Origin of the sequence: Lacticaseibacillus huelsenbergensis (assembly GCF_029726355.1) — a bacterium.
GTDB classification, from domain to species: domain Bacteria; phylum Bacillota; class Bacilli; order Lactobacillales; family Lactobacillaceae; genus Lacticaseibacillus; species Lacticaseibacillus casei.
This window is the reverse complement of record NZ_CP120687.1, coordinates 809,485-828,239: the sequence shown is the minus strand read 5'-3', so window position 1 is coordinate 828,239 and position 18,755 is coordinate 809,485. Positions and strand designations below refer to the sequence as shown.

Annotated in this window: 17 protein-coding genes; 10 read left to right on the top strand and 7 right to left on the bottom strand. The window is 49.4% G+C overall.

All coding sequences use genetic code 11. The features are described 5' to 3' along the window. Window positions 1–82 precede the first annotated feature (82 nt). Window positions 83–556, top strand: coding sequence for a DUF7679 family protein (locus LHUE1_RS03725; RefSeq protein WP_049169633.1), 474 nt, complete (start codon window positions 83–85; stop codon window positions 554–556). 76 nt (window positions 557–632) lie between these two features. Here the strand turns inward: LHUE1_RS03725 and LHUE1_RS03720 are convergent, their stop codons facing one another. Beyond that, entirely contained in the window at window positions 633–1,331 is a 699-nt protein-coding gene (locus LHUE1_RS03720; protein ID WP_047107059.1) for a DUF554 domain-containing protein, read from the bottom strand. A gap of 563 nt (window positions 1,332–1,894) precedes the next feature. On the opposite strand from LHUE1_RS03720, the gene recA reads away from it, so the two are divergent. Beyond that, window positions 1,895–3,088, top strand: a complete 1,194-nt coding sequence (recA, locus tag LHUE1_RS03715) for a recombinase RecA (RefSeq protein WP_049169629.1) — start codon at window positions 1,895–1,897, stop codon at window positions 3,086–3,088. A 269-nt stretch (window positions 3,089–3,357) separates the two neighbouring features. On the opposite strand, the gene LHUE1_RS03710 is transcribed toward recA, so the two are convergent. Further along, entirely contained in the window at window positions 3,358–4,563 is a 1,206-nt protein-coding gene (locus LHUE1_RS03710) for an aminotransferase-like domain-containing protein (RefSeq protein ID WP_049169627.1), read from the bottom strand. A gap of 266 nt (window positions 4,564–4,829) precedes the next feature. Between LHUE1_RS03710 and LHUE1_RS03705 the strand changes: the two genes are divergently transcribed. Beyond that, window positions 4,830–5,732 carry a LysR family transcriptional regulator gene (locus LHUE1_RS03705; protein ID WP_010490878.1) on the top strand — a complete coding sequence of 301 codons (903 nt, stop codon included), beginning with the start codon at window positions 4,830–4,832 and terminating at the stop codon, window positions 5,730–5,732. 5 nt (window positions 5,733–5,737) lie between these two features. Here the strand turns inward: LHUE1_RS03705 and LHUE1_RS03700 are convergent, their stop codons facing one another. Further along, window positions 5,738–6,220: a ribonuclease H family protein gene (locus tag LHUE1_RS03700; RefSeq protein ID WP_049169625.1), complete on the bottom strand. Its 483-nt coding sequence runs from the start codon at window positions 6,218–6,220 to the stop codon at window positions 5,738–5,740. Between the two features lie 95 nt (window positions 6,221–6,315). Here LHUE1_RS03700 and LHUE1_RS03695 point away from each other — a divergent pair, with 95 nt between their 5' ends. After that, complete coding sequence (locus LHUE1_RS03695) at window positions 6,316–7,128, top strand: Cof-type HAD-IIB family hydrolase (RefSeq protein WP_049169623.1); 813 nt, start codon at window positions 6,316–6,318, stop codon at window positions 7,126–7,128. Between the two features lie 161 nt (window positions 7,129–7,289). Further along, window positions 7,290–7,991: a histidine phosphatase family protein gene (locus LHUE1_RS03690; protein ID WP_277848268.1), complete on the top strand. Its 702-nt coding sequence runs from the start codon at window positions 7,290–7,292 to the stop codon at window positions 7,989–7,991. On the opposite strand, the gene LHUE1_RS03685 is transcribed toward LHUE1_RS03690, so the two are convergent. Both LHUE1_RS03685 and LHUE1_RS03680 read right to left on the bottom strand, forming a co-directional pair. Then, a complete protein-coding gene (locus tag LHUE1_RS03685) occupies window positions 7,988–8,665 on the bottom strand; it encodes a YoaK family protein (RefSeq protein ID WP_049169620.1) in 678 nt (225 codons plus the stop codon). The genes LHUE1_RS03690 and LHUE1_RS03685 overlap by 4 nt on opposite strands. Window positions 8,666–8,935: 270 nt before the next feature. After that, complete coding sequence (locus tag LHUE1_RS03680) at window positions 8,936–9,199, bottom strand: hypothetical protein (RefSeq protein WP_025013126.1); 264 nt, start codon at window positions 9,197–9,199, stop codon at window positions 8,936–8,938. A 207-nt stretch (window positions 9,200–9,406) separates the two neighbouring features. Between LHUE1_RS03680 and LHUE1_RS03675 the strand changes: the two genes are divergently transcribed. From LHUE1_RS03675 to LHUE1_RS03665, 3 genes are all read left to right on the top strand, one after another. Further along, window positions 9,407–9,751, top strand: a complete 345-nt coding sequence (locus LHUE1_RS03675) for a hypothetical protein (protein WP_010490885.1) — start codon at window positions 9,407–9,409, stop codon at window positions 9,749–9,751. A 203-nt stretch (window positions 9,752–9,954) separates the two neighbouring features. Further along, window positions 9,955–10,767 (top strand): Cof-type HAD-IIB family hydrolase, encoded by an 813-nt coding sequence (locus LHUE1_RS03670; protein ID WP_277848267.1) that lies wholly within the window; start codon window positions 9,955–9,957, stop codon window positions 10,765–10,767. A gap of 293 nt (window positions 10,768–11,060) precedes the next feature. Beyond that, window positions 11,061–12,065 (top strand): aldo/keto reductase, encoded by a 1,005-nt coding sequence (locus LHUE1_RS03665; protein WP_049170975.1) that lies wholly within the window; start codon window positions 11,061–11,063, stop codon window positions 12,063–12,065. A gap of 72 nt (window positions 12,066–12,137) precedes the next feature. Here LHUE1_RS03665 and LHUE1_RS03660 read toward each other — a convergent pair whose 3' ends face one another. Both LHUE1_RS03660 and LHUE1_RS03655 read right to left on the bottom strand, forming a co-directional pair. Then, complete coding sequence (locus tag LHUE1_RS03660) at window positions 12,138–14,666, bottom strand: excinuclease ABC subunit UvrA (protein ID WP_049170978.1); 2,529 nt, start codon at window positions 14,664–14,666, stop codon at window positions 12,138–12,140. Between the two features lie 147 nt (window positions 14,667–14,813). Next, the gene (locus LHUE1_RS03655) at window positions 14,814–15,230 is read right to left on the bottom strand and encodes a MarR family transcriptional regulator (RefSeq protein ID WP_277848266.1); all 417 of its coding nucleotides are present in this window, start codon (window positions 15,228–15,230) and stop codon (window positions 14,814–14,816) included. Window positions 15,231–15,366: 136 nt separating this feature from the next. Between LHUE1_RS03655 and LHUE1_RS03650 the strand changes: the two genes are divergently transcribed. Together LHUE1_RS03650 and LHUE1_RS03645 are read left to right on the top strand one after the other, a co-directional pair. After that, a complete protein-coding gene (locus tag LHUE1_RS03650) occupies window positions 15,367–16,011 on the top strand; it encodes an HD domain-containing protein (protein ID WP_049170980.1) in 645 nt (214 codons plus the stop codon). A 1,088-nt stretch (window positions 16,012–17,099) separates the two neighbouring features. After that, window positions 17,100–18,701 carry an ABC transporter ATP-binding protein gene (locus LHUE1_RS03645; protein ID WP_049170983.1) on the top strand — a complete coding sequence of 534 codons (1,602 nt, stop codon included), beginning with the start codon at window positions 17,100–17,102 and terminating at the stop codon, window positions 18,699–18,701. Window positions 18,702–18,755: the final 54 nt, after the last annotated feature.

The window sequence follows — 18,755 nt, the reverse complement described above, 5'->3', positions numbered from 1 at the left end:
TATGCAAATCCGAACATTTCGTGTTAAACTTTTTCCAGCAGGACAAGTCGCCTTTAGGGGCCAAGGTAAGTGGGGTGGTAACATGAAGAAGCAACATATCGTTGTACGGGTCCGCCGTCCGGATGGGTTGGTTTTGGACTTCCGGTTACCCAAAGATGTTACGCATGCAATTAAGGTAAGTCCGCAAACTGACTGGTTTGAGCGTCTGCGCGGTGGACTGATTGTCGCACCAATGGCGCCATACGTCGGTAAAGGGCATACCGCGTTTTTCATCGGCCGGATTGAACGGGTTTATTATTCAGGACGACAGTTAAAACGCTTTACGCGGAGCCAATTTCTGCTGCCGGATGTTTGGCGTGAGCAGGATTTACTTGAGAGCTTCACGTTTTTGCGGCATGATCATGCATGGCTGAATCGTCTCTACATTAAAGACGATCTGCGCTATTGGTATCACGATGCGAACTCACGTGTTTTAGCCAAAATCCGTGACTGGCATTGTAAGGTGGTTTATCGGCGTTTTCAAAGCGGCCGGCAAGGATTGATTCCTAATTTCTGATCGGAGCCGCAAAAAAGTAATAGGTAACGGACTATTAAAAAGCAGGTCAAGGCGGCCTGCTTTTTAGATACCTAATTTATAAAAAGTACTGACCAGTCAGAATTGCCAGGAGAACGAGCAACCCTGGCAAGAGATTGGAGATCCGAATCTTGGTGATGTCCATGAGGTTCAAGCCGATACCTAGAATCATCAAACCGCCGATCGCGCCGATTTCGCGCAAGGACGTCGCCAGTAAGGTTTTGGGGATGAATTGGACTAAAAAACTGGCTAACAACGTGATGGTACCTTGATACAGGACAACCGGAATGGCGGAAAACATAACACCGACGCCAAGTGAAGCGGTCATCATGATGGCCATGAATCCATCCATGACCGCTTTTGTGTAAAGTGTGGCGTTATCACCGGAAACGCCGGCTTGAATCGCGCCCAGAATGCTCATGGCACCAATGACGGCAATTAAAGTAGCCGTGACGAAACCTTCTGCAAAGTGGCTGTTGCCTTTTGCAAAGCGCTCCTGCAGCTTGAGGCCAAGATGATTCATGCCGTCTTCAATATGCAGCCATTCACCCAGCAGACCGCCAAGACACAGGCTAATGATGATGACAATGAAGCTCTTGGTCTGCAACGCCATCTGAATGCCTAGCGCAAACGTGCCAAGTCCCAGACTTTTGGTAATCGTATCCTTGGCGTTGTCGCTAATATTGTGCAAAACCAGCCCGAGTAGACCGCCACCGATAATGGTTAAGCCGTTGACAATGGAACCCATGAACATCATTGTTTTCTCCACCTTGTGTGTATGATTGCCATCACTGACCGAACCATCATAGCATGTTTTCAGCAGAGCGTGAGCTGGGCCGCTTAGAAACCGGAGTGTAAGCGGCCTCGGGCGTGATGGCCGGGCTTTGGCCATTGCGCCCGAGGTCCTTACACGCAGGTTTCTGGCCCAGCGAACGCGTTTCAACAGAGCGTGAGCAGGCCCGGTTAGAAACCGGAGCATAAGTGGCCCCGAACCTAAATGGCTGGGCTTTGGCCATTTAGGTTCGAGGTCCTTATGCGTAGGTTTCTGGGCCTGCGAGCGCGTTTCAGAGACGCAGCAGAGAACTTGTGTTTAGAGGTCCTTACACGCAGACTCCTGCCCCAGCAAACACGTTTCAACCCATCAATAACAGCAGATTTTTCCCAATCGCCCGGATGCTTCAGGTAAAATAGAAGGGAAACCAATTTGGCACGCAGAAAAATCCGTTTTGTTGAATGAAAAGCTTGCAAAAAACAAACGCATGTTCGATAATGTAACTAGTGTATTTTAAGCGCTGTGTGCGCGTAATTAAGGAGACAAATATGGCGAAGAAAACGACCACAAAGAATGCGAATACAAAATCTGATACCACAGATCGCGAAACCGAATTAGAAAAGGCGCTGCAGAAAATCAAGAAGGCGTTTGGTGAAGGCGCCGTGATGAAGATGGGTGATCGGCCGGAACTGAAGGTTGATGTTGTTTCGACCGGCATTCTTTCACTGGACTTGGCGCTTGGTGTCGGCGGGTTGCCACGCGGCCGGATTGTGGAAATCTATGGTCCTGAAAGTACCGGGAAAACCACAATTGCGTTACAGACGATCGCAGAGTTGCAAAAGTCCGGCGGCAAGGCAGCTTATATTGATGCCGAAAACGCGATGGATCCAAAATATGCGGCTGAACTTGGGGTCAACATTGATGATCTTCTGTTATCCCAGCCAAACTCGGGCGAACAGGGATTGGAAATTGCCGAAATGCTGATCGAATCTGCCGCCGTGGATATTGTCGTGATTGACTCCGTTGCCGCTTTGGTTCCCAAGGCTGAAATCGAAGGCGCCATTGGTGACAGTCATGTCGGCTTACAAGCGCGGTTAATGTCGCAAGCGCTGCGTAAAATGGCTGGATCGATCAACAATACCAATACATTGGTGATCTTTATCAATCAGTTGCGGGAAAAAGTCGGCGTGATGTTTGGCAATCCGGAAGTTACGCCGGGCGGACGCGCTTTGAAGTTCTATGCCTCGGTTCGTATTGAGGTTAAAAAAGGCCAGCAAGTCAAGGATGGCAAAGATGTGATCGGTTTTGCCAGCAAGCTGAAGGTTACCAAGAACAAGGTGGCGCCACCATTTAAGACGGTTGAAACAACGATGTCATTTGGTCATGGGATTGAGCACAACACCGACATGATCAACTTAGTGACGGAAAAAGACAGTAAATTTGACGTCATTACGAAATCAGGATCCTGGTACAACTATGGCAAAGAGCGTTTGGGCCAAGGGCTCGTGAACGCCTCCCATTATCTTGATGAACATCCGGAAATTTCTAAGGAAATCGAAGCCAAAATCCGTGAACAGGCTGCACCTAAGAAGCCTGAAGAAACGGACGACGACAAGAAGGACGCTAAAAAAGACGTCAAGTCAACCGACGAAGACAAGACTGAAAAGCCAGCTGAGACCGATGAAAAGCAGGATGACAAGAAAGACGATCCATCAAGCTTTGGCGTTGACCGGTTAGTTTAAGTATCACGTTGATTAGTTTCGAAAAGTTATAGGTCCACAACAAAAGGCTCGCTGCCAAACGCAGCGAGCCTTTTTTGGGGTGATGATCGGATGGGGGCCAATCATCTTTTTCTTTGGAGGAGAAAAATGAAAATTAGGTTGGGGTTTAGGAATGAGTGGGTGGCTCATTTCTATGGTGCCAATACTACTGGCAAAGTATGACGAAAATGTGATGGTTACTTTGTCATTTTGTAAAGTTTACCGCCTAAGCAACACGATTCGTCAGGTGACTAAGCCTGTTCGGCAACCAGAGTAGGTTGGTGCAATGCCATTTTCAAAGCATCGCCTAATGCCTTGATACCGGTGTCAATTTGATCCAAGGTCGGGCCGGTGAAGTTGAGCCGGGCGCCGTTGACTTGCGCGGAGGTCGCATATAGATTGGCCGATGGCACATAGGAGATGTTGTTTTCCGGCAATAGATGCTGCTTCATGAAGGCACCCATGTCAAAACCGGCGGGCATGGTGAGCCATAGGAAGAAGCCGCCATCAGGATTATTGAAATGGGCTTCAGCCGGCATGTAGCGGGTCATGGCGTCAACCATCGCGTCTTTCTTCTCACGGTAACGATCCTGAATCTGCTTGATGTGCGCGTCCAGATCGTTTTCTTCCATGTAGTCGTTGATCCCGTGCATCGTTAAGTTGCTGGATTCTAGGTCGCTGCCGCCTTTTAATGCGATCAGCTCTTTCAAAAGCTCCGGTGCAGCAACTAACCAGCCCATTCGCAAACTAGGTGAGAGGATCTTGCTGAAGCTGCCGAGATAGATGACCCGGCCTTCTGTATCCATGGATTTGATGGTTGGCAGTGGCTTGCCATCATAGCGAAGATCACGGTAAGGATTGTCTTCGAGGATCATCACATCGTATTGATTGGCAAGGCGAATCATGGCCTTCCGCTTGGCAAGCGACATTACGATGCCAGTTGGATTTTGAAAATCCGGTACCGTGTAGATGAACTTGACGGAGCGGCTCATCAAAACTCGTTGCAGAGCATTGATGTCAATGCCGTCGTCCTGCATCGGCACTTCGTAGTAAGTTGGCTGATAAGCATTAAACGCAGCCAAGGCGCCTAAGTAGGTTGGGGCTTCAACCACCAGACCGTCGCCAGGATCAAGCATTAACCGCGCGACCAGATCGATGCCTTGCTGGGCACCTTGCGTCATCATGATATCGGCAGCACGGGTCGGCATACCGGTGGCTCGCAGCCGCGCCGCAATCTTTTCCCGTAATGGCAGGTAACCTTGCGTGCTGGCGTATTGCAACAATTCGGTATCGCCGCTGGTAAAACTGTGCTTAAAAGCGCGGTTGAGCTGCTGAGTCGGGAACAGGCTGCGATCCGGATAACCGCCGGCAAAGGAAATCACATTCGGGCCGGAAGCCGCGAACAGATCCTCTAAGCCTGATTTACCGGTTTTTTGTGTACGTTTTGCGAATTTCATGATGAAAATCCCCCTTTGGTATCGATGCAAGAAGCGGCGCGATACCTTCGTCGCGCTGGTTCAAAAATCCGATCAACGCTTTCTTATTGACACTAGTGTAAAACGGCTCGTATGATTGAGTAAAGCTCAACTATTTCAGGTTAAGTTGAATATTGTTCATGTTAAAAAGAACGAACACGCTTGGCGATTGATGTGACGGGATTTGTCTTGCCGAAGTGACAAGCGCTGTCACTTCAGCTTCGCGGTGAAAGGGAAGAAAAAATATCATGGGTAATTTTTCGTATGAGGTTTTTAGCAAAGTCGTCGAACGCGGCACACTGGCACAAGCGGCGGCGGAATTGAATGTCACACCGAGTGCGGTCAGCCACAGCATCAGCCAACTTGAAAGTGAGTTGGGCTTTCCGCTGCTGATTCGCAATCGCACCGGCGTGACCTTGACCGAAGACGGTGCGCAGGTGTTGCCGATTATTCAGAGTATTCAAAATCTTGAAGAACAGCTGTCACAAGTGGCCGATAACATCAATGGCGTCAATACCGGGCGTATTCGTATCGGCGCGTTTTCGTCGGTATCCACGAACTGGCTGCCCACGATTATTCAACGGTTTAAGAAGCGGTATCCGCACATTGAAATCAGCGTGGTTCAAGGCACCTTCAATCGAATTGTGGATGCCGTGCGATTGGGAACGGCTGATCTGGGGTTTTCATCACTGCCGGTTGGCCCGGGAGTGGTCGTGGAGCCGTTGTTGAAGGATCCGATTTACTGTATCACGCCGAAAAGTTTCAAGCCCAAGAATGGTAAAACGGTGACGCAGGCGGATGTCGAAAAGCGGAACTTCATTCTTCAACAAATCGACTATGACCGCGACACCAAGCGCGCACTGGACCGTTATCATGTGTCAACGAATACCATTAATTACTCAATTGACGATCAAAGCATTTTATCGATGGTTGAGTCGGGCCTGGGGCTTGGCATTTTACCCAAACTGGCCTTGCAGAAGCTGGTGGGTGATGTTAATGTTTACCCGTTTTCTGAACCATTTTCCCGGACGTTATGTTTGGTGATTAATCCGACCATTAAAAAATCACCTTCTGTCCAAAAAATGCAGCAGGTGATTAACGGGTTCTTGGCGGAGACCTATGGAGAAGCTTTTTTAGGCCATCAAGGGTAAAATGATCAGGAGCGATCATCGAGCCGATCCATGGTTTGGTTCAATGCCTCATCAACGCGATTGTTGTTATGATTGGTGGCGTGGCCCTTCACTTTATGAAACGTCACGTGATCAAAGCGGTTAACTTGATGCAACAGTGCCTGCCATAGCTCGGCGTTTTTAACCGGCTTGCCGTGGTTGCGCCAGCCATTTTGCTGCCACTTGACCCACCAGCGCTGTTGCATGGTGTTGATCACGTATGCGGAATCGGAGTAAACGTCGACTGGAATGTCCGTGCGCTTGATCGCTTTTAATCCTTGAATCACCGCCATAATTTCCATATAATTATTGGTTCGGCCGTAATCGCCTTCAGAGAGCATTTTCTCGTGCTCCCCATAGATCAGTAACGCCGCCCACGCGCTTTTATCGGTGGGACGGACTGAGCCGCCAGCGTGATTGCCGGTGTTGCGGTTGCCGCCGTCTGTATAAAGTACAATTGATTCAGCCATCTTGTCCTCGCTTTCTAACTACCTATTGTAGGGGAACGGGTTGCAGATGGCTATCCTTGATCGCTTTCGAAAAATGATTGAAAAGAGGCTGCTGCATGAATCGTTATCTTATCGCACTGGATCTGGATGGTACGACCTTGAACGCTGATGGTCAGTTGAGCGCTGGCACGATCGCTGTTTTGCAGGCGGCGCAGGCAGCAGGCCATTTGGTGGTTATTGCTACCGGCCGCCCGGATGCGATTTCCGAACAATTTTATGATGCTTTGAAACTGCAAGGGCCGATGATTAATTTCAACGGTGCCTTGATTCACATGCCGCACCGCCACTGGCAGTATGAAAAGGAAGTCACGATTCCGATTCCGGTTGCCTTGTCCTTGCGCCAGTTGAAGCAAGAGTTTGCGTTCAAGGTCATGGTGGCAGAAGGCAAGCGCTTGTTGGTGGCGGATCGGCCATACGCCAACATCCCGTTTTTACCGGATCGCCTGCATCCTGATGCGTTGTTGGATGAGCAGGGGTTGCGGCAGGCGCCGATTTCGGTCACCATGTTTATGGAAGCCAAGATCTTCAAGCCGGTTGCCGCGCAGGTTGCGGCGTTGTATCCGCATCTGGCGGCCAAGACCTGGGGCGCCTGGAGCGGGGAGTACACGGCGCTGGAAGTCACTAGCCGCAATACGAGTAAATCCCGGGCATTGGCTTATGTGGCGGGATGTTACGGCATTGATCAGTCGCATATTATTGCGTTTGGCGACGATATGAATGATTTGGACATGCTGCAATTTGCCGGTCATGGGGTGGCTATGAAAAATGCGCGTCCGGCCATTCTTGCAGCAGCCGACGCGCATACGCCAAGTGATAACGAACACGATGGCGTTGCGGATTATTTAGCAGATTACCTGAAACTGGCTTAGGGACAAGTCAACGATGAAAATAACGCGTTCGCTGGCGCAGGAGCCTGCGTATAAGGACCTTGGTCGCAATGGCCAAAAACCAACCATCACGCCCAAGGCCACTTATACTCCGGCTCCTGAACGCGCCGGCTCACGCTCACAGAAATTAGGGGATTATTATCATGACAACGCTTTATCTTGTCCGTCACGGGCAAACCGAATTTAATGTTCAAAAACGGGTTCAGGGAATGGCTGATTCTGCCTTAACCGCCAAAGGCATTGCGGATGCCAAAGCATTGGGATTAGGGTTTAAGACAGCAGGCATTCGATTTAATGCAGCATTTGCGAGTGATTTGACCCGCGCAATCGACACGGCGCATTTTATTTTAAGCGGGCTAGATGAACCGTTGCCGGTCACAACGCTGATGGGCTTACGTGAAGAAAATTATGGCAAGTTTGAAGGGCAGCTGGCGAATGATTTTTCGTTAGCGACCATGGGTGTTGCCAATTTTCACAAAGCCTTGGCCAATCGCGAAATTACCTTGGCGCAAACGGCTGATGCGGCGTTTGCGGCTAATATGGATCAACATCCGAATACTGCCGAGACGAATCGCATGGTTCAGGAACGGCTCAATCGGACTTTGCGCGCAATTGCCGTGGAAGCCGAGACAAAAGATTGGCAGCGCGTTTTGGTGGTGACCCACGGAACCGCTGCGTTGATGTGGTTGAATTACATCCACTACAACATTGATGGACGGGAAATGCTCGACAATGCCAGTGTTACCAAATTGTCCTGGACTAACGAGCGTTTTCGGGTCACGGATTTTAATGACTTAGGCTTCCTGCATCAGGGGCAGAAAGTGGCTGGGGAAGCCAGCGCTTAATGCAGTTTAATCTGGTCTTGCCAGAAAATGCCGTCAATGGCGATTAGGCACAGCGCCGCGCCGGCCAAAGCATAGGTGCCGATATAGTGGGTGAGGATGCTGGTGATACCAGCGCCAGCCGCAAAACTCAGGATAATGGTACCGATCACAGCTGCGGATTCGCGGCTTTTTTGCTGGCCGCGAATGAAGCCATCATAGAGATTCTGGGCAGCTGTCCGGAGATTGCCGGTCATCATTAATGAAGTAAACGGGCCCCCGCGTAACCGGCGGAACTCCTGAAGTTGGGCGGCAGCAATGAGCGAGACCATGGCGCTGGCGACTAAGTCAGGTAGCCAGCGACCCAGCAGACTGACGAGCAAAATTAATCCGATTTCGTAACGAATGATCCAGCGTTGTTCGCTCAAGGGATGCTGACGTTTATCGGCTTGCAGTTGAATGGCCCGTGCCGCCATCGTGCCGAACATGAAGGCCAGAATCGGTACGATATAACGAATGGCCGTATACCATTGCGCCTGACTAAGATGCACGCCTAATAGGATGACATTCCCGGTTTGCAAGCCAGCAAAAACTTCGCCATGCAGCAAATAGGTAAACGCATCAAAGCTGCCGGCAGCGCCGGTAAGCAACGTGCCGATTAATAGACTTTCGTGGATGGGTTGATCTTTGGTTTGCATATGGATTGCCGCCTTTTAATGATAATGTGTGAACCGCGCCACTTATTGTACCCAAATTCGCCATCTTGACAACGAAAATGCCTCGGCAGTCAAGATAGCTACAAGTCGTTTAAACACCTAAGTTAAGTTTTAGCTATTAAAAACCCCGGCTAGCCTAGTTTGCGGGCTGCCGGGGGTAGTTTGTTCTATTGGGATGCGACTAAGTAAACAATAACAACCGGCATGGCCACAGCGTTAGTAAGTCATGCTTGGCTGATCGTTATCGGATGATTATTTTTTCTGATCCTCGGCTGATTCTGGTGGGAATGCCAAGACAGTGCCGCCGCCAAGGTTTTTAGTCATGGCGTGGAAATTTGTTACAATTTTAAAATTCAGCTCTGAAGCATTCTGTCGGTCTTGCTCTGCATAGTCAGTAATGGTGAGCAATGCAGAGTTTTCGTAAACTTTTTCGATTTTCCCGGTAAAAGGCGCTTCCATGTCTTCCTTAACCTGACAAACCACAGCGTCCCCGAGATGTAATTTTTCTTTTTCCATAATGCCTCCAGCCTTTCAAAAATTCCCAACATAAGTGGCATATTATAACATTCGTTCTCCAATATCAAGGTACTAGAGGCGGAAAGTTTCAAAATCCTAAAAATATTTCTTTATTTTTTGAAAACGGCGACGTTGCCGGTAGAGGGCTTTTCAAAAACTGCCTAAAAGTGGTTATAATGGAATAAAATAGAAAGGACGAAATTAGTCATGGCAGCTAGCAACACAACGATCGATCAATTGAATGAAGCGGCACAACAGACCGCACTGGAAACTTTTGCAAAATTTTACCTTAACCGGTTCTTTGGAGCGGGGTTAGACGTTTTCTCCCAGCTTGATAAGCAAGGTGATTTGGCCGATATTAACCATTATCTCCTCGACAACCGTACTTTAACGCGGGAGGAATTGACGAGCGGCTTGTTGACGCATCGGTCAGGTAATCTGCTGGATCTTCTGAAGCAGGTTAAGGTTAAGTACAATGCACAAGGCGCTCCGGAAACACCATGGCAAGAATGGTATGCTGCGCAGATTGATAAGCTGCCGCAGGGACTTTAAGCAACGATTGCGATAAGCGTTTGGTTTAAGCGGTTATCGGAAACGTATTTGAAATGATTGTATAGATGAGTGTTAAAGAGAATCGGTCATAGAAACTTGTGATGTTTCTATGGCCGATTTCATATAGTGTTTTGCTCGTTATAACGCGTTTGACGACTCCTAATCGGGCTGGTTCAAGCTCACTCAAAAGAAAGGGAATATCCATGGCCAAATACTTAATCGTAAGTGATATTGACGGGACGTTAACGGCCAATCATCATGATGTCACAGTAAACACAGCTCAGGCATTGGAAAATGCGGTGGCAGCCGGCGCAGCTTTTTATGTTGCGACTGGGCGCATGCATGCGCTGGCAGAAGTGGTTGCCAAACAGTTTCAGCCCGACGCCAGCATTATCGCTTCTAATGGCGCCGTGTATGACTTTTCCGGTGAACGGGTGCATCACACACTTGGTGAAGAAGCATTGACGGCAGTTGAAGAAGTCAGTGCCGATCTGAATCTGAACGCTTTATACTTTAGTGATGATACCGTTTATTTCACCGGAACACTGCCACCCGCCATTGAAGCAGCCGCCCGCAAGTTTGCACCTAAATCGGTTGAAATTAAGGTGGTCGGCGTGCCATCGATAAGGGAACTATTGACCCACGCCGCAGTGATTACGAACGGCATTATTTTTGGACCCAATGATACGAAAGCTTTGGTTGCCGGAAAAACGGCCTTGGAGGCGCGTGATGTTTTGCATGTCTCGGCTTCTGAGCATACTAACTTGGAATTAATTCCCAAGCATGTCGATAAAGCCAATGCTGTGCGCGAATTACAGGAAAAGACCGGCATTGGGCCGGACCACACGATTGCTTTTGGCGACGGCCTTAATGATTTAGGAATGTTGCAGGCCGCTGGCGTTAGTGTGGCGATGGGCAATGCCGTGCCTGAAGTCAAGCGCGTTGCTCGGTATGTGACCGATACCAATGTCGATGACGGCGTGGCACATTTTTTAACGGAATTTTTTGAAAAATAAATTTTTATGGAGAAAACAGGGTTTCCAGTTGCTTGTTTGTTGAACGTTTGCCACCATAGAGATGGTAAATGTTGTAACGTTTTTATTTTGTAACTGTCTGCCATTAACGCGTTCGCCGGCGCAGAAGTCGGCTCACGCTCACTATAACGCGTTCGCCAGCCCAGAAACCTGCGTGTAAGGACCTTGGTCGCAATGGTCAAAGCCCGACCATCACGCCCAAGGCCACTTACACTCCGGTTTCTAACCGGGCTGGCTCACGCTCACTGACAACTAGGAAAGCGGGGGATTTGTTCATGTATCATGCAGCAACAGATCGTTATGCGAAGATGCCGGTTCGTCATGCCGGCAAGACAGGGCTGATGTTGCCGGCAATTTCTTTGGGATTGTGGCAGCATTATGGCAATCTGGATCCGTTTGATTCACGGCGTTCGGTGATTCTGGATGCGTTTGATCATGGTGTTTTTCATTTTGATGTTGCCAATCATTATGGTAACGGCGATGTTGATCCGGGATACGGTTCGAGCGAAACGCTGTTGGGACAGATTCTGGCAACTGATTTGAAGGATTATCGTGATGAACTGGTGATTAGCACGAAGGTCGGCTATGAAATCCACCCAGGCCCATATGGCATTGGCACTTCACGTAAAGCCGTCATTCAAGGACTGAATGACTCCCTCAAACGGTTGCGTCTGGATTATGTCGACATTTATTATGCACATCGTTTCGATGACACGGTGGCGTTGGAAGAGACCGTCAATGCGCTTGATCAAACCGTGCGGGATGGCAAGGCTTTGTATATCGGCATTTCCAATTATGATACGGAGCAGACCAAAGAGGCCATTGCGATGTTTAAAGACCTGCATACCCCGTTTGTCTTGAACCAGTTCAGTTACAACATGTTCAATCGCGAGGCAGAAACTTCCGGCCTGACGGATGCTTTGAAGGCGAATGGCGCCGGGTTGATTGCGTATGGTCCATTATCAGAAGGATTATTGTCTGATCGGTATCTGAACGGCATTCCGGATAGCTTCCAGATCCATCGCACCAACAAAGGCACTTTTGCGAAAGGCAAGGATGCTGTGGTTAAAAAGCTCAACGATCTGAACGAGATTGCCCAAGGACGTGGCCAGACATTGTCCCAGATGGCGTTGGCATGGCTTTTACGTGATCCAGTCGTTACCAGCGTGATTATCGGCACGACCTCAGTTGAGCATCTCGAGGATAACCTCAAGGCGACAGAACATCTGACATTCACGGCTGAAGAGGTTCAACAAATTGATGATATTTTGAACGCATAAGGCGCGAGCAGGTTGCGCTGGATATAAAAAATCGGCTCTAGAGATGATCTCTGGAGCCGATTTTGTTTGTTCTCATTTAACCTGAAAAGCCGCCAGATGTGCCGCTAAGTATTTGGCGGTTTCACCGTGGCCTTGGCTGGCGATGGCTTGTGGCGTGCCGGCTGCCATGACCTGGCCGCCTTCAGCCCCGCCTTTTGGTCCTAAGTCCAAAACGTAATCGGCGTTGGCAATAACATCTAGGTCGTGTTCAATGGCAATGACAGTTGCGCCGGTTTTTAAAAGGCGCTGGAAAACTGCCACCAACGTTTGAACATCAAGGGGATGCAACCCAACAGAAGGTTCATCGAAGACGAATAGCGTGTCTTTTTGGGAACGACCCATGTGTGCGACCAGCTTGAGTCGTTGGGCCTCGCCACCGGATAGCGTTGGTGTGCTTTCGCCTAAATGCAGATAGCCCAGTCCCATGTCGTGGAGTGTCTGCAAGGTATGGGCGATTGCCGGTTCGTCCTTGAACACCTTGAGTGCGGTATCGACGTCGAGATCTAGCAGGTCGGCAATGCTGCGGTCGTGCCATTTGATTTTCAACACTTCGGGATTATAGCGACGACCATGGCAGGTAGGGCAGGTTTGCTGCATATCCGGCAAATACTGAATGTCCAGATTGATCACACCGGTACCGCCACAAGTGGGGCAGGCACCCGCCTTGACGTTATAGGAGAAGTGACTGCTGGTATAATGCTTGGCTTTGGCGTCTGGCAAAGCGGCGAACAGATGGCGCAGGTGATCGAGAATGTCAGTATAAGTGGCAACAGTTGAACGCACATTTTTGCCAACCGGCGTCGCGTCAATGGCGACCACATGCCGAATGCCGCCGCTTTTGAGATCGCGGACAAAAGTCGGGCTCGGCTGATCTTTCGTTGCTGACAATGCCGGGACTAACGCGTCGAAAATGAGTGTCGACTTGCCAGCGCCGGAGAAGCCAGATACAACGGAGAAGCAGTTAATCGGGAAGCCGACATGCAAGTTGTGCAGGTTGAAGCGATCGGTGACGGTCAGCTGCAATTGCTTGGCCTTGGCAACTGCTTCGGCACCAGCTTGCGGGCGGACGATGAGTTGGGTTTTGCCGGTTAAAAATGGGGCAATTAACGAATGCGGATTGCGACTAACGGTGGCGGGATCCCCCTGATCGAGAATGCGACCCCCGTCAACGCCGGCACCCGGGCCGATTTCGACGATTTGATCGGCGGCGTTGATGATCGCCGTGTTGTGATCCACGACCACCAGTGAGTTGCCTTGATCAACCAAGCCGTGCATCACTTCCAATAAACCGGCAACATTGGCGGCATGCAACCCGATAGAAGGCTCGTCGAGGACGTACAGGACGCCGGTTGTTTCGGTGCGTAGTGTTCGACTGAGCTGGATCCGTTGTAATTCACCGGTGGACAGTGATGCGGCGGCCCGGCTTAACGTCAGGTAGCTCAGGCCTAGATCCATGATCGGTTTGAGCAGTTGCGTCAATTCTTTAATGATGTCGTGCGCCAACGCCTGCATATTTTGCGGCAGCCATTGGTAGATTTTCGGGATAAACGCGGAAAGCTGCGTCAGGGTCATGTCGCTGACTTGCGCGATATTTTGATCAACCAAAAGTTGTGACAACAGTTTCGGCGCGAACCGGCTGCCATGACAGGTCGGGCAAACGCCGAATTCATAGAACCGATTCAGGCGCTGAATCGCACGTTCATTCTTGGTGGTGGCTAAAGAATCTTCAACCGCATTGAAGGCATTTTCGTATTGTGCATGGTCCATGTGGAAAACTCTGCCTGTTTTGCTGGGGATGTTGATGGCGTATTTTTTCCGTTGACCATGCCAAACCTGTTCTTGTTGGTCTTTGGGCAGATCCTGGAAGGGGGTATCGATGTCAATGCCGATTGCCTGGGCGACGTATGGCATGAAGTTACGTCCAGGAAGCCGCCATGAGGCAACGGCGCCTTGGCGAATGGTTAGCGTTTGGTCGGGGATGAGGCGATTGGCCGCCAGCGTCCGCGCTTGACCCGTACCGCCACAGGTTGGGCATGCGCCAGTAGAGTTAAAGGCAAAATCTTCTGCCGCGAACGCCATAAAGTGAACCCCGCAAGTTGGGCAGGTGATCATGCCCATCCCGCTTTCGCCATCATTTGGCAGATCCATGGCCTTGGCAATATCAAGTGTCGGCGGAACGCGGTGACCATTTGGACAAACCGGTGAGCCGAGACGCGAAAACATCAGGCGGATCACATTTAAGGCTTCCGTGGCGGTGCCAACGGTTGAGCGAATGCCAGGCACAACCGGCCGCTGTCTGAGGGCGATCGCACTGGGAATATGCTTGACCGAATCAGCCGCCGCTGGACTTGTCTGCCCTAACCGCCGGCGCGTATAAGTCGACAAAGCGCTCATATACCGCCGCATGCCTTCCGCGTACAAAACGCCCATCGCCAGCGAACTTTTACCGGAGCCTGAACGACCGGTAATCGCCACGAGTTTGTTTAAGGGGATATCCACGTTAAGGTGTTTCAAATTATTGACATAGGCACCGCGAACACTGATATGATCTGGAATTGCCATCGAATCGAACTCCTTTGCCGGAATTAGTAAACTGTTTAATGTTGAGTGATATGTCACTATGGGTTTATTGTAACGCAGTTGAGAAAATACGAAAAAGGCCTCACGCAAGCACTGCGTAAGGCGGATTGCCGAACATGACCGATTGGCTTATTCTTCGACTGCGACACCGGTGGCCTGGCTGAGCAGTTTAATGAGCTTGAGGTATTTCTTTTCACCCAATTCGTTGTACAGGCGCTCAAGGTTCCCCATATATTCAGGCCCCAGATCCTCGACGGCGTCTTGTCCCGCTTCGCTGAGGACGAGTTTGAAGCTGCGGTAGTCGTCCGGGTCAGGCTGCTTGTCAAGCAACCCGCGGTCAAGCAACGGCCCGCTGGCTTTGGTGATGGCAGCTTTGGTGACATGCATCTCCTTGGCAAGACTCGTCGGCGTTTTTGGTGTCAGCTCCGTGGCCATCCAGAATAGCAGATTTTGCTGATTCAATGGGATGTCCGAAGATGACACTGGTGAGAAAAGTCGATGGAATTGGTTAACCGATTGACTCGCCGACAAACAATGCTTTTTCATTTTAAAGTTCCCCCTTTTACATAACCTCTTTATACTTTAAGTATGAACTCTCGAGGTTAAGCCATGCAACAAATAGGGTAGCTTATCGGTTAATTAGTTCAGGTAATCACATTTGAAAGATTGGAAGGTACGTTACATGATTGATTGGCAGGCGTTGACAGCCTATGCGCGCTCCGTTTCCACACAGGATCATAGCGGTCACGGATTCGACCATATTGAGCGGGTGATCGCGATGGCAAAGCGGTTAGCCGCCGAAACTCCAAGCGTTGACTCGGCCGTCGTTGTCGCGGCAGCCACGATGCATGACACTTATGACGACAAACTGGTTAACGATGTCGCCGCAGCGAGGTCGGCTGCGCGTCATGCGATGGCAGCAGCCGGTTTGACGGACGAACAGATTCAAGCAATTATCGCAATTATTGACCACATGTCCTTTAAAGCCAATTTAGGGAAGCGCCAGCCTTTGTCCCTGGAAGGTCAGCTGGTGCAGGACGCAGACCGATTGGACGCTATTGGGGCAATCGGCATCGGTCGCGCCTTTATGTACGGTGGCACACATGGTGGTCGCATGTATGATCCGGAACTGGCACCGCGAACTGCCTTAACGCCAAGCAATTATCGCACGAAGGAAAGCACCATCATTAATCATTTCTATGAGAAATTGTTGAAGCTGAAGGATCAGCTGAATACCCCAGCAGCCAAGCAACTTGCTGAACATCGGCAGCAGGTTATGGAAGACTTTTTGACGGAATTTAAGGCCGAGTTGGGCGGCGAGCGATGAGCAAAGGGATGTAGTGTGAACAAGTAACCAATAGGTTGGCAAGAAATAAAACGTGGCAGAGGACTAAGAAGACCTACTTCCTGACCACAGCATATAAAAATCCCCCCAAATATAATGAAAAATCATATTCGGAGGAACATCTTTGCTTTTTAGTTCTTATTTCTTTCCCATTTCAGCCAAAAGACTCAACGTTCCGAACGAATATTGAACGGTCTTTTTACGAGGAAGACTGGCAATACACCTAGTTATTATTGAACTTTCTGACTTTCTTGTTGTAATAGATGAACCAAACAGCGGTTAGCAGGGAAAAAAGGGCAGATAACAGAGCAAGTAGCTTATTGCTGCTATTAAGTAGATCCAATCCAAGAAAAAGGATGGTCATCACTAAAATGATAAAGCCAGTGACTCGATATTTTATCAACAGATATTCCTCCTTTGGTAACAGCATCTGAATGTCACAATAAAAGGCACAGTTTTCGTGGTAATTGCAACGATTAGGCTTATAAGATGGGGCTCATTATATGTAAGGGGGGAGACTTAAACTTAGAACCGTGATGGGACTACCTAATAGATTGCTAGTGACTGACAAAAGTGCCTTTATACCTTATAACGATCGTTGCTAACCGACAATAATGGCATTATGTACCTCATGCAGGTATAGGTCAAGGTAGGATTTCTACATATAAACTAAAACGTTAAAGTTGAATATGCGCTAAAATCCTCATACATTGGGATCCTTTAGTATCAAAACAAACACAAACTGAACCGCGGCGCATAGTTGAGCCGACCCAAAATATACGAAGAAATGTTTATGTCCACGTCAAATCTACAACAGATGCAGCATGATATTCACCTAAAAACTCAACACCTTTTAAAATTGGTCCATCGTTCTAACGCCCAACGTCAGGCAAATGCGCAAAAACACAATAGCACACGGAAATAATGAGCAACGATTGTTATTATGAGAATTCGATGCTATTATTTGCTTATTCTAATATTCCAATGCGTTGATTGTGGCATTGCTCGGCGTGTCAGTTTGCATTTCCGGCATAGACGGATCGTGTTCCTTATGAAAAGAGGCATTTTCAGTGACTTTTCGACAGTATCTTTTCCGACTAAAATGGCGGTTTGGTTTATTTATCTTAATGTATGGCGTCATGATTGCTGCGATGACGGCGGTATCGGTTTTTACCGGGAACATGATTACGGCATTGACGCAATTTAAGGTCAATGCGTTCGTGACTGCGGCAATCGTGATGGTCGTAGCGACAATTTTGCAATTGGTCGTGCAGACGTTGGTCAACATTTATCAGATCTCGCTTCAACGCCGGTTGAACAATGACATTCGCACGCAGATCACCAAGAGCATTGCGACGATGCCGTTTGAACAGTACCATTCCCGGTCAGATGCGGTTTATACTTCGTGGATGACCAATGATGTCAACACCATTAACACGCAGGGGCTACGCAATGTCGCATATCTCATTCAGGCCAGTTGGCAGGTGGTTCTCAGTATTTTCGTTTTGTTAACGTATCATGCTTCGCTGTTTATCACGACATTGGTTTGCGCCGTGCTCTTAATCACGGTACCGATGATTTATCGCAAAAAGCTAAGCGCCGCCGCGGCAACATGGAGTCAGGAAAACGAGAAGTTAACCAATCGATTGACCGACATCCTTGAAGGTTTTAATACGCTCTTCATGGCCAATCGGCGTCACGTCATGGTGGAGCGGGTGCAGCAGGCTTCGGATGACGCTGGCCATGCGCAGGTCGGCTACATTCAGTTTAATATGGCCACTCAGTTTCTGATCAATTTGGTTAACTTGGGGAGCCAGCTATTCTTACTGATTCAGGCCGGGTTACTTGCTTACAATCACATCATTCCGGTTGGCGCGGTGGTGACGATACATTCTGTTGCAGGGACAACGTTTAGCGGCTTGACGTTGATGAGCTTTGCCCTGACCACCGTCAAGTCGGTTGCCCCGATTTTCGATAAGTTTGCCAAGTCAGCGCCGGCTCCACAAGAGGCGAAAACGCCTGTGACACCGCTGACCGAAGCTATCAAGCTGCAAAATGTGACCTTTACATACCCGCATAAAAACGAGCCGGTCATCAATGATCTGAACCTGACGTTGCAGGCCAATCAAAAGGTGGCGCTTGTCGGGCCATCTGGGCGGGGGAAAACCACGTTGTTGCGACTTATTAGCGATGTGTTGGCCGATTATCGCGGTGAGATCACCTGGGATGGGCACGATTACCGGCAGCTTGATCCGCGTTCTTTACGGGATCAGATTACTTACATCGAACAGGCCCCTTACATTTTTAACGACACGCTGCGATTTAATTTAACGCTTGGGCGGCAAGTGGATGACGATGTGTTACAACAGGCCATCAAAGGAGCGCAATTGACTGAATTTATGAAGCACCAAACGCAAGGGCTAGATACGGTGTTGAAACACAATGGTGGTGATTTGTCAGGTGGGCAGAAACAGCGCATTGCCTTGGCGAGGGGTCTGATCAGACAAAGCCGGCTCATCATCAGCGATGAAGGCACCGCGGCACTGGACGCGAAAGCTGGGCTCTCCATTGAAAAGCTGCTGGTATCACTGCCGAAAACCACATTAATTATGGTGACCCATAATCTGCGTCGTGAAATTAAAGATCAACTCGACCGCGTGATTACGGTTTGAGGCGATTGTGTCGGGGGGATTGAGATGTGTCTGTGCCCATTGCGACGCTCAACG

Coding starts and splice junctions, on each gene's coding strand:
- LHUE1_RS03650 (WP_049170980.1), top strand. CDS start 15,367: ATGATTGATTGGCAGGCGTTGACAGCCTATGCGCGCTCCGTTTCCACA.
- LHUE1_RS03725 (WP_049169633.1), top strand. CDS start 83: ATGAAGAAGCAACATATCGTTGTACGGGTCCGCCGTCCGGATGGGTTG.
- LHUE1_RS03665 (WP_049170975.1), top strand. CDS start 11,061: ATGTATCATGCAGCAACAGATCGTTATGCGAAGATGCCGGTTCGTCAT.
- LHUE1_RS03670 (WP_277848267.1), top strand. CDS start 9,955: ATGGCCAAATACTTAATCGTAAGTGATATTGACGGGACGTTAACGGCC.
- LHUE1_RS03680 (WP_025013126.1), bottom strand. CDS start 9,199: ATGGAAAAAGAAAAATTACATCTCGGGGACGCTGTGGTTTGTCAGGTT.
- LHUE1_RS03710 (WP_049169627.1), bottom strand. CDS start 4,563: ATGAAATTCGCAAAACGTACACAAAAAACCGGTAAATCAGGCTTAGAG.
- LHUE1_RS03685 (WP_049169620.1), bottom strand. CDS start 8,665: ATGCAAACCAAAGATCAACCCATCCACGAAAGTCTATTAATCGGCACG.
- LHUE1_RS03695 (WP_049169623.1), top strand. CDS start 6,316: ATGAATCGTTATCTTATCGCACTGGATCTGGATGGTACGACCTTGAAC.
- LHUE1_RS03655 (WP_277848266.1), bottom strand. CDS start 15,230: ATGAAAAAGCATTGTTTGTCGGCGAGTCAATCGGTTAACCAATTCCAT.
- LHUE1_RS03700 (WP_049169625.1), bottom strand. CDS start 6,220: ATGGCTGAATCAATTGTACTTTATACAGACGGCGGCAACCGCAACACC.
- LHUE1_RS03705 (WP_010490878.1), top strand. CDS start 4,830: ATGGGTAATTTTTCGTATGAGGTTTTTAGCAAAGTCGTCGAACGCGGC.
- LHUE1_RS03675 (WP_010490885.1), top strand. CDS start 9,407: ATGGCAGCTAGCAACACAACGATCGATCAATTGAATGAAGCGGCACAA.
- LHUE1_RS03720 (WP_047107059.1), bottom strand. CDS start 1,331: ATGATGTTCATGGGTTCCATTGTCAACGGCTTAACCATTATCGGTGGC.
- LHUE1_RS03690 (WP_277848268.1), top strand. CDS start 7,290: ATGACAACGCTTTATCTTGTCCGTCACGGGCAAACCGAATTTAATGTT.
- LHUE1_RS03660 (WP_049170978.1), bottom strand. CDS start 14,666: ATGGCAATTCCAGATCATATCAGTGTTCGCGGTGCCTATGTCAATAAT.
- recA (WP_049169629.1), top strand. CDS start 1,895: ATGGCGAAGAAAACGACCACAAAGAATGCGAATACAAAATCTGATACC.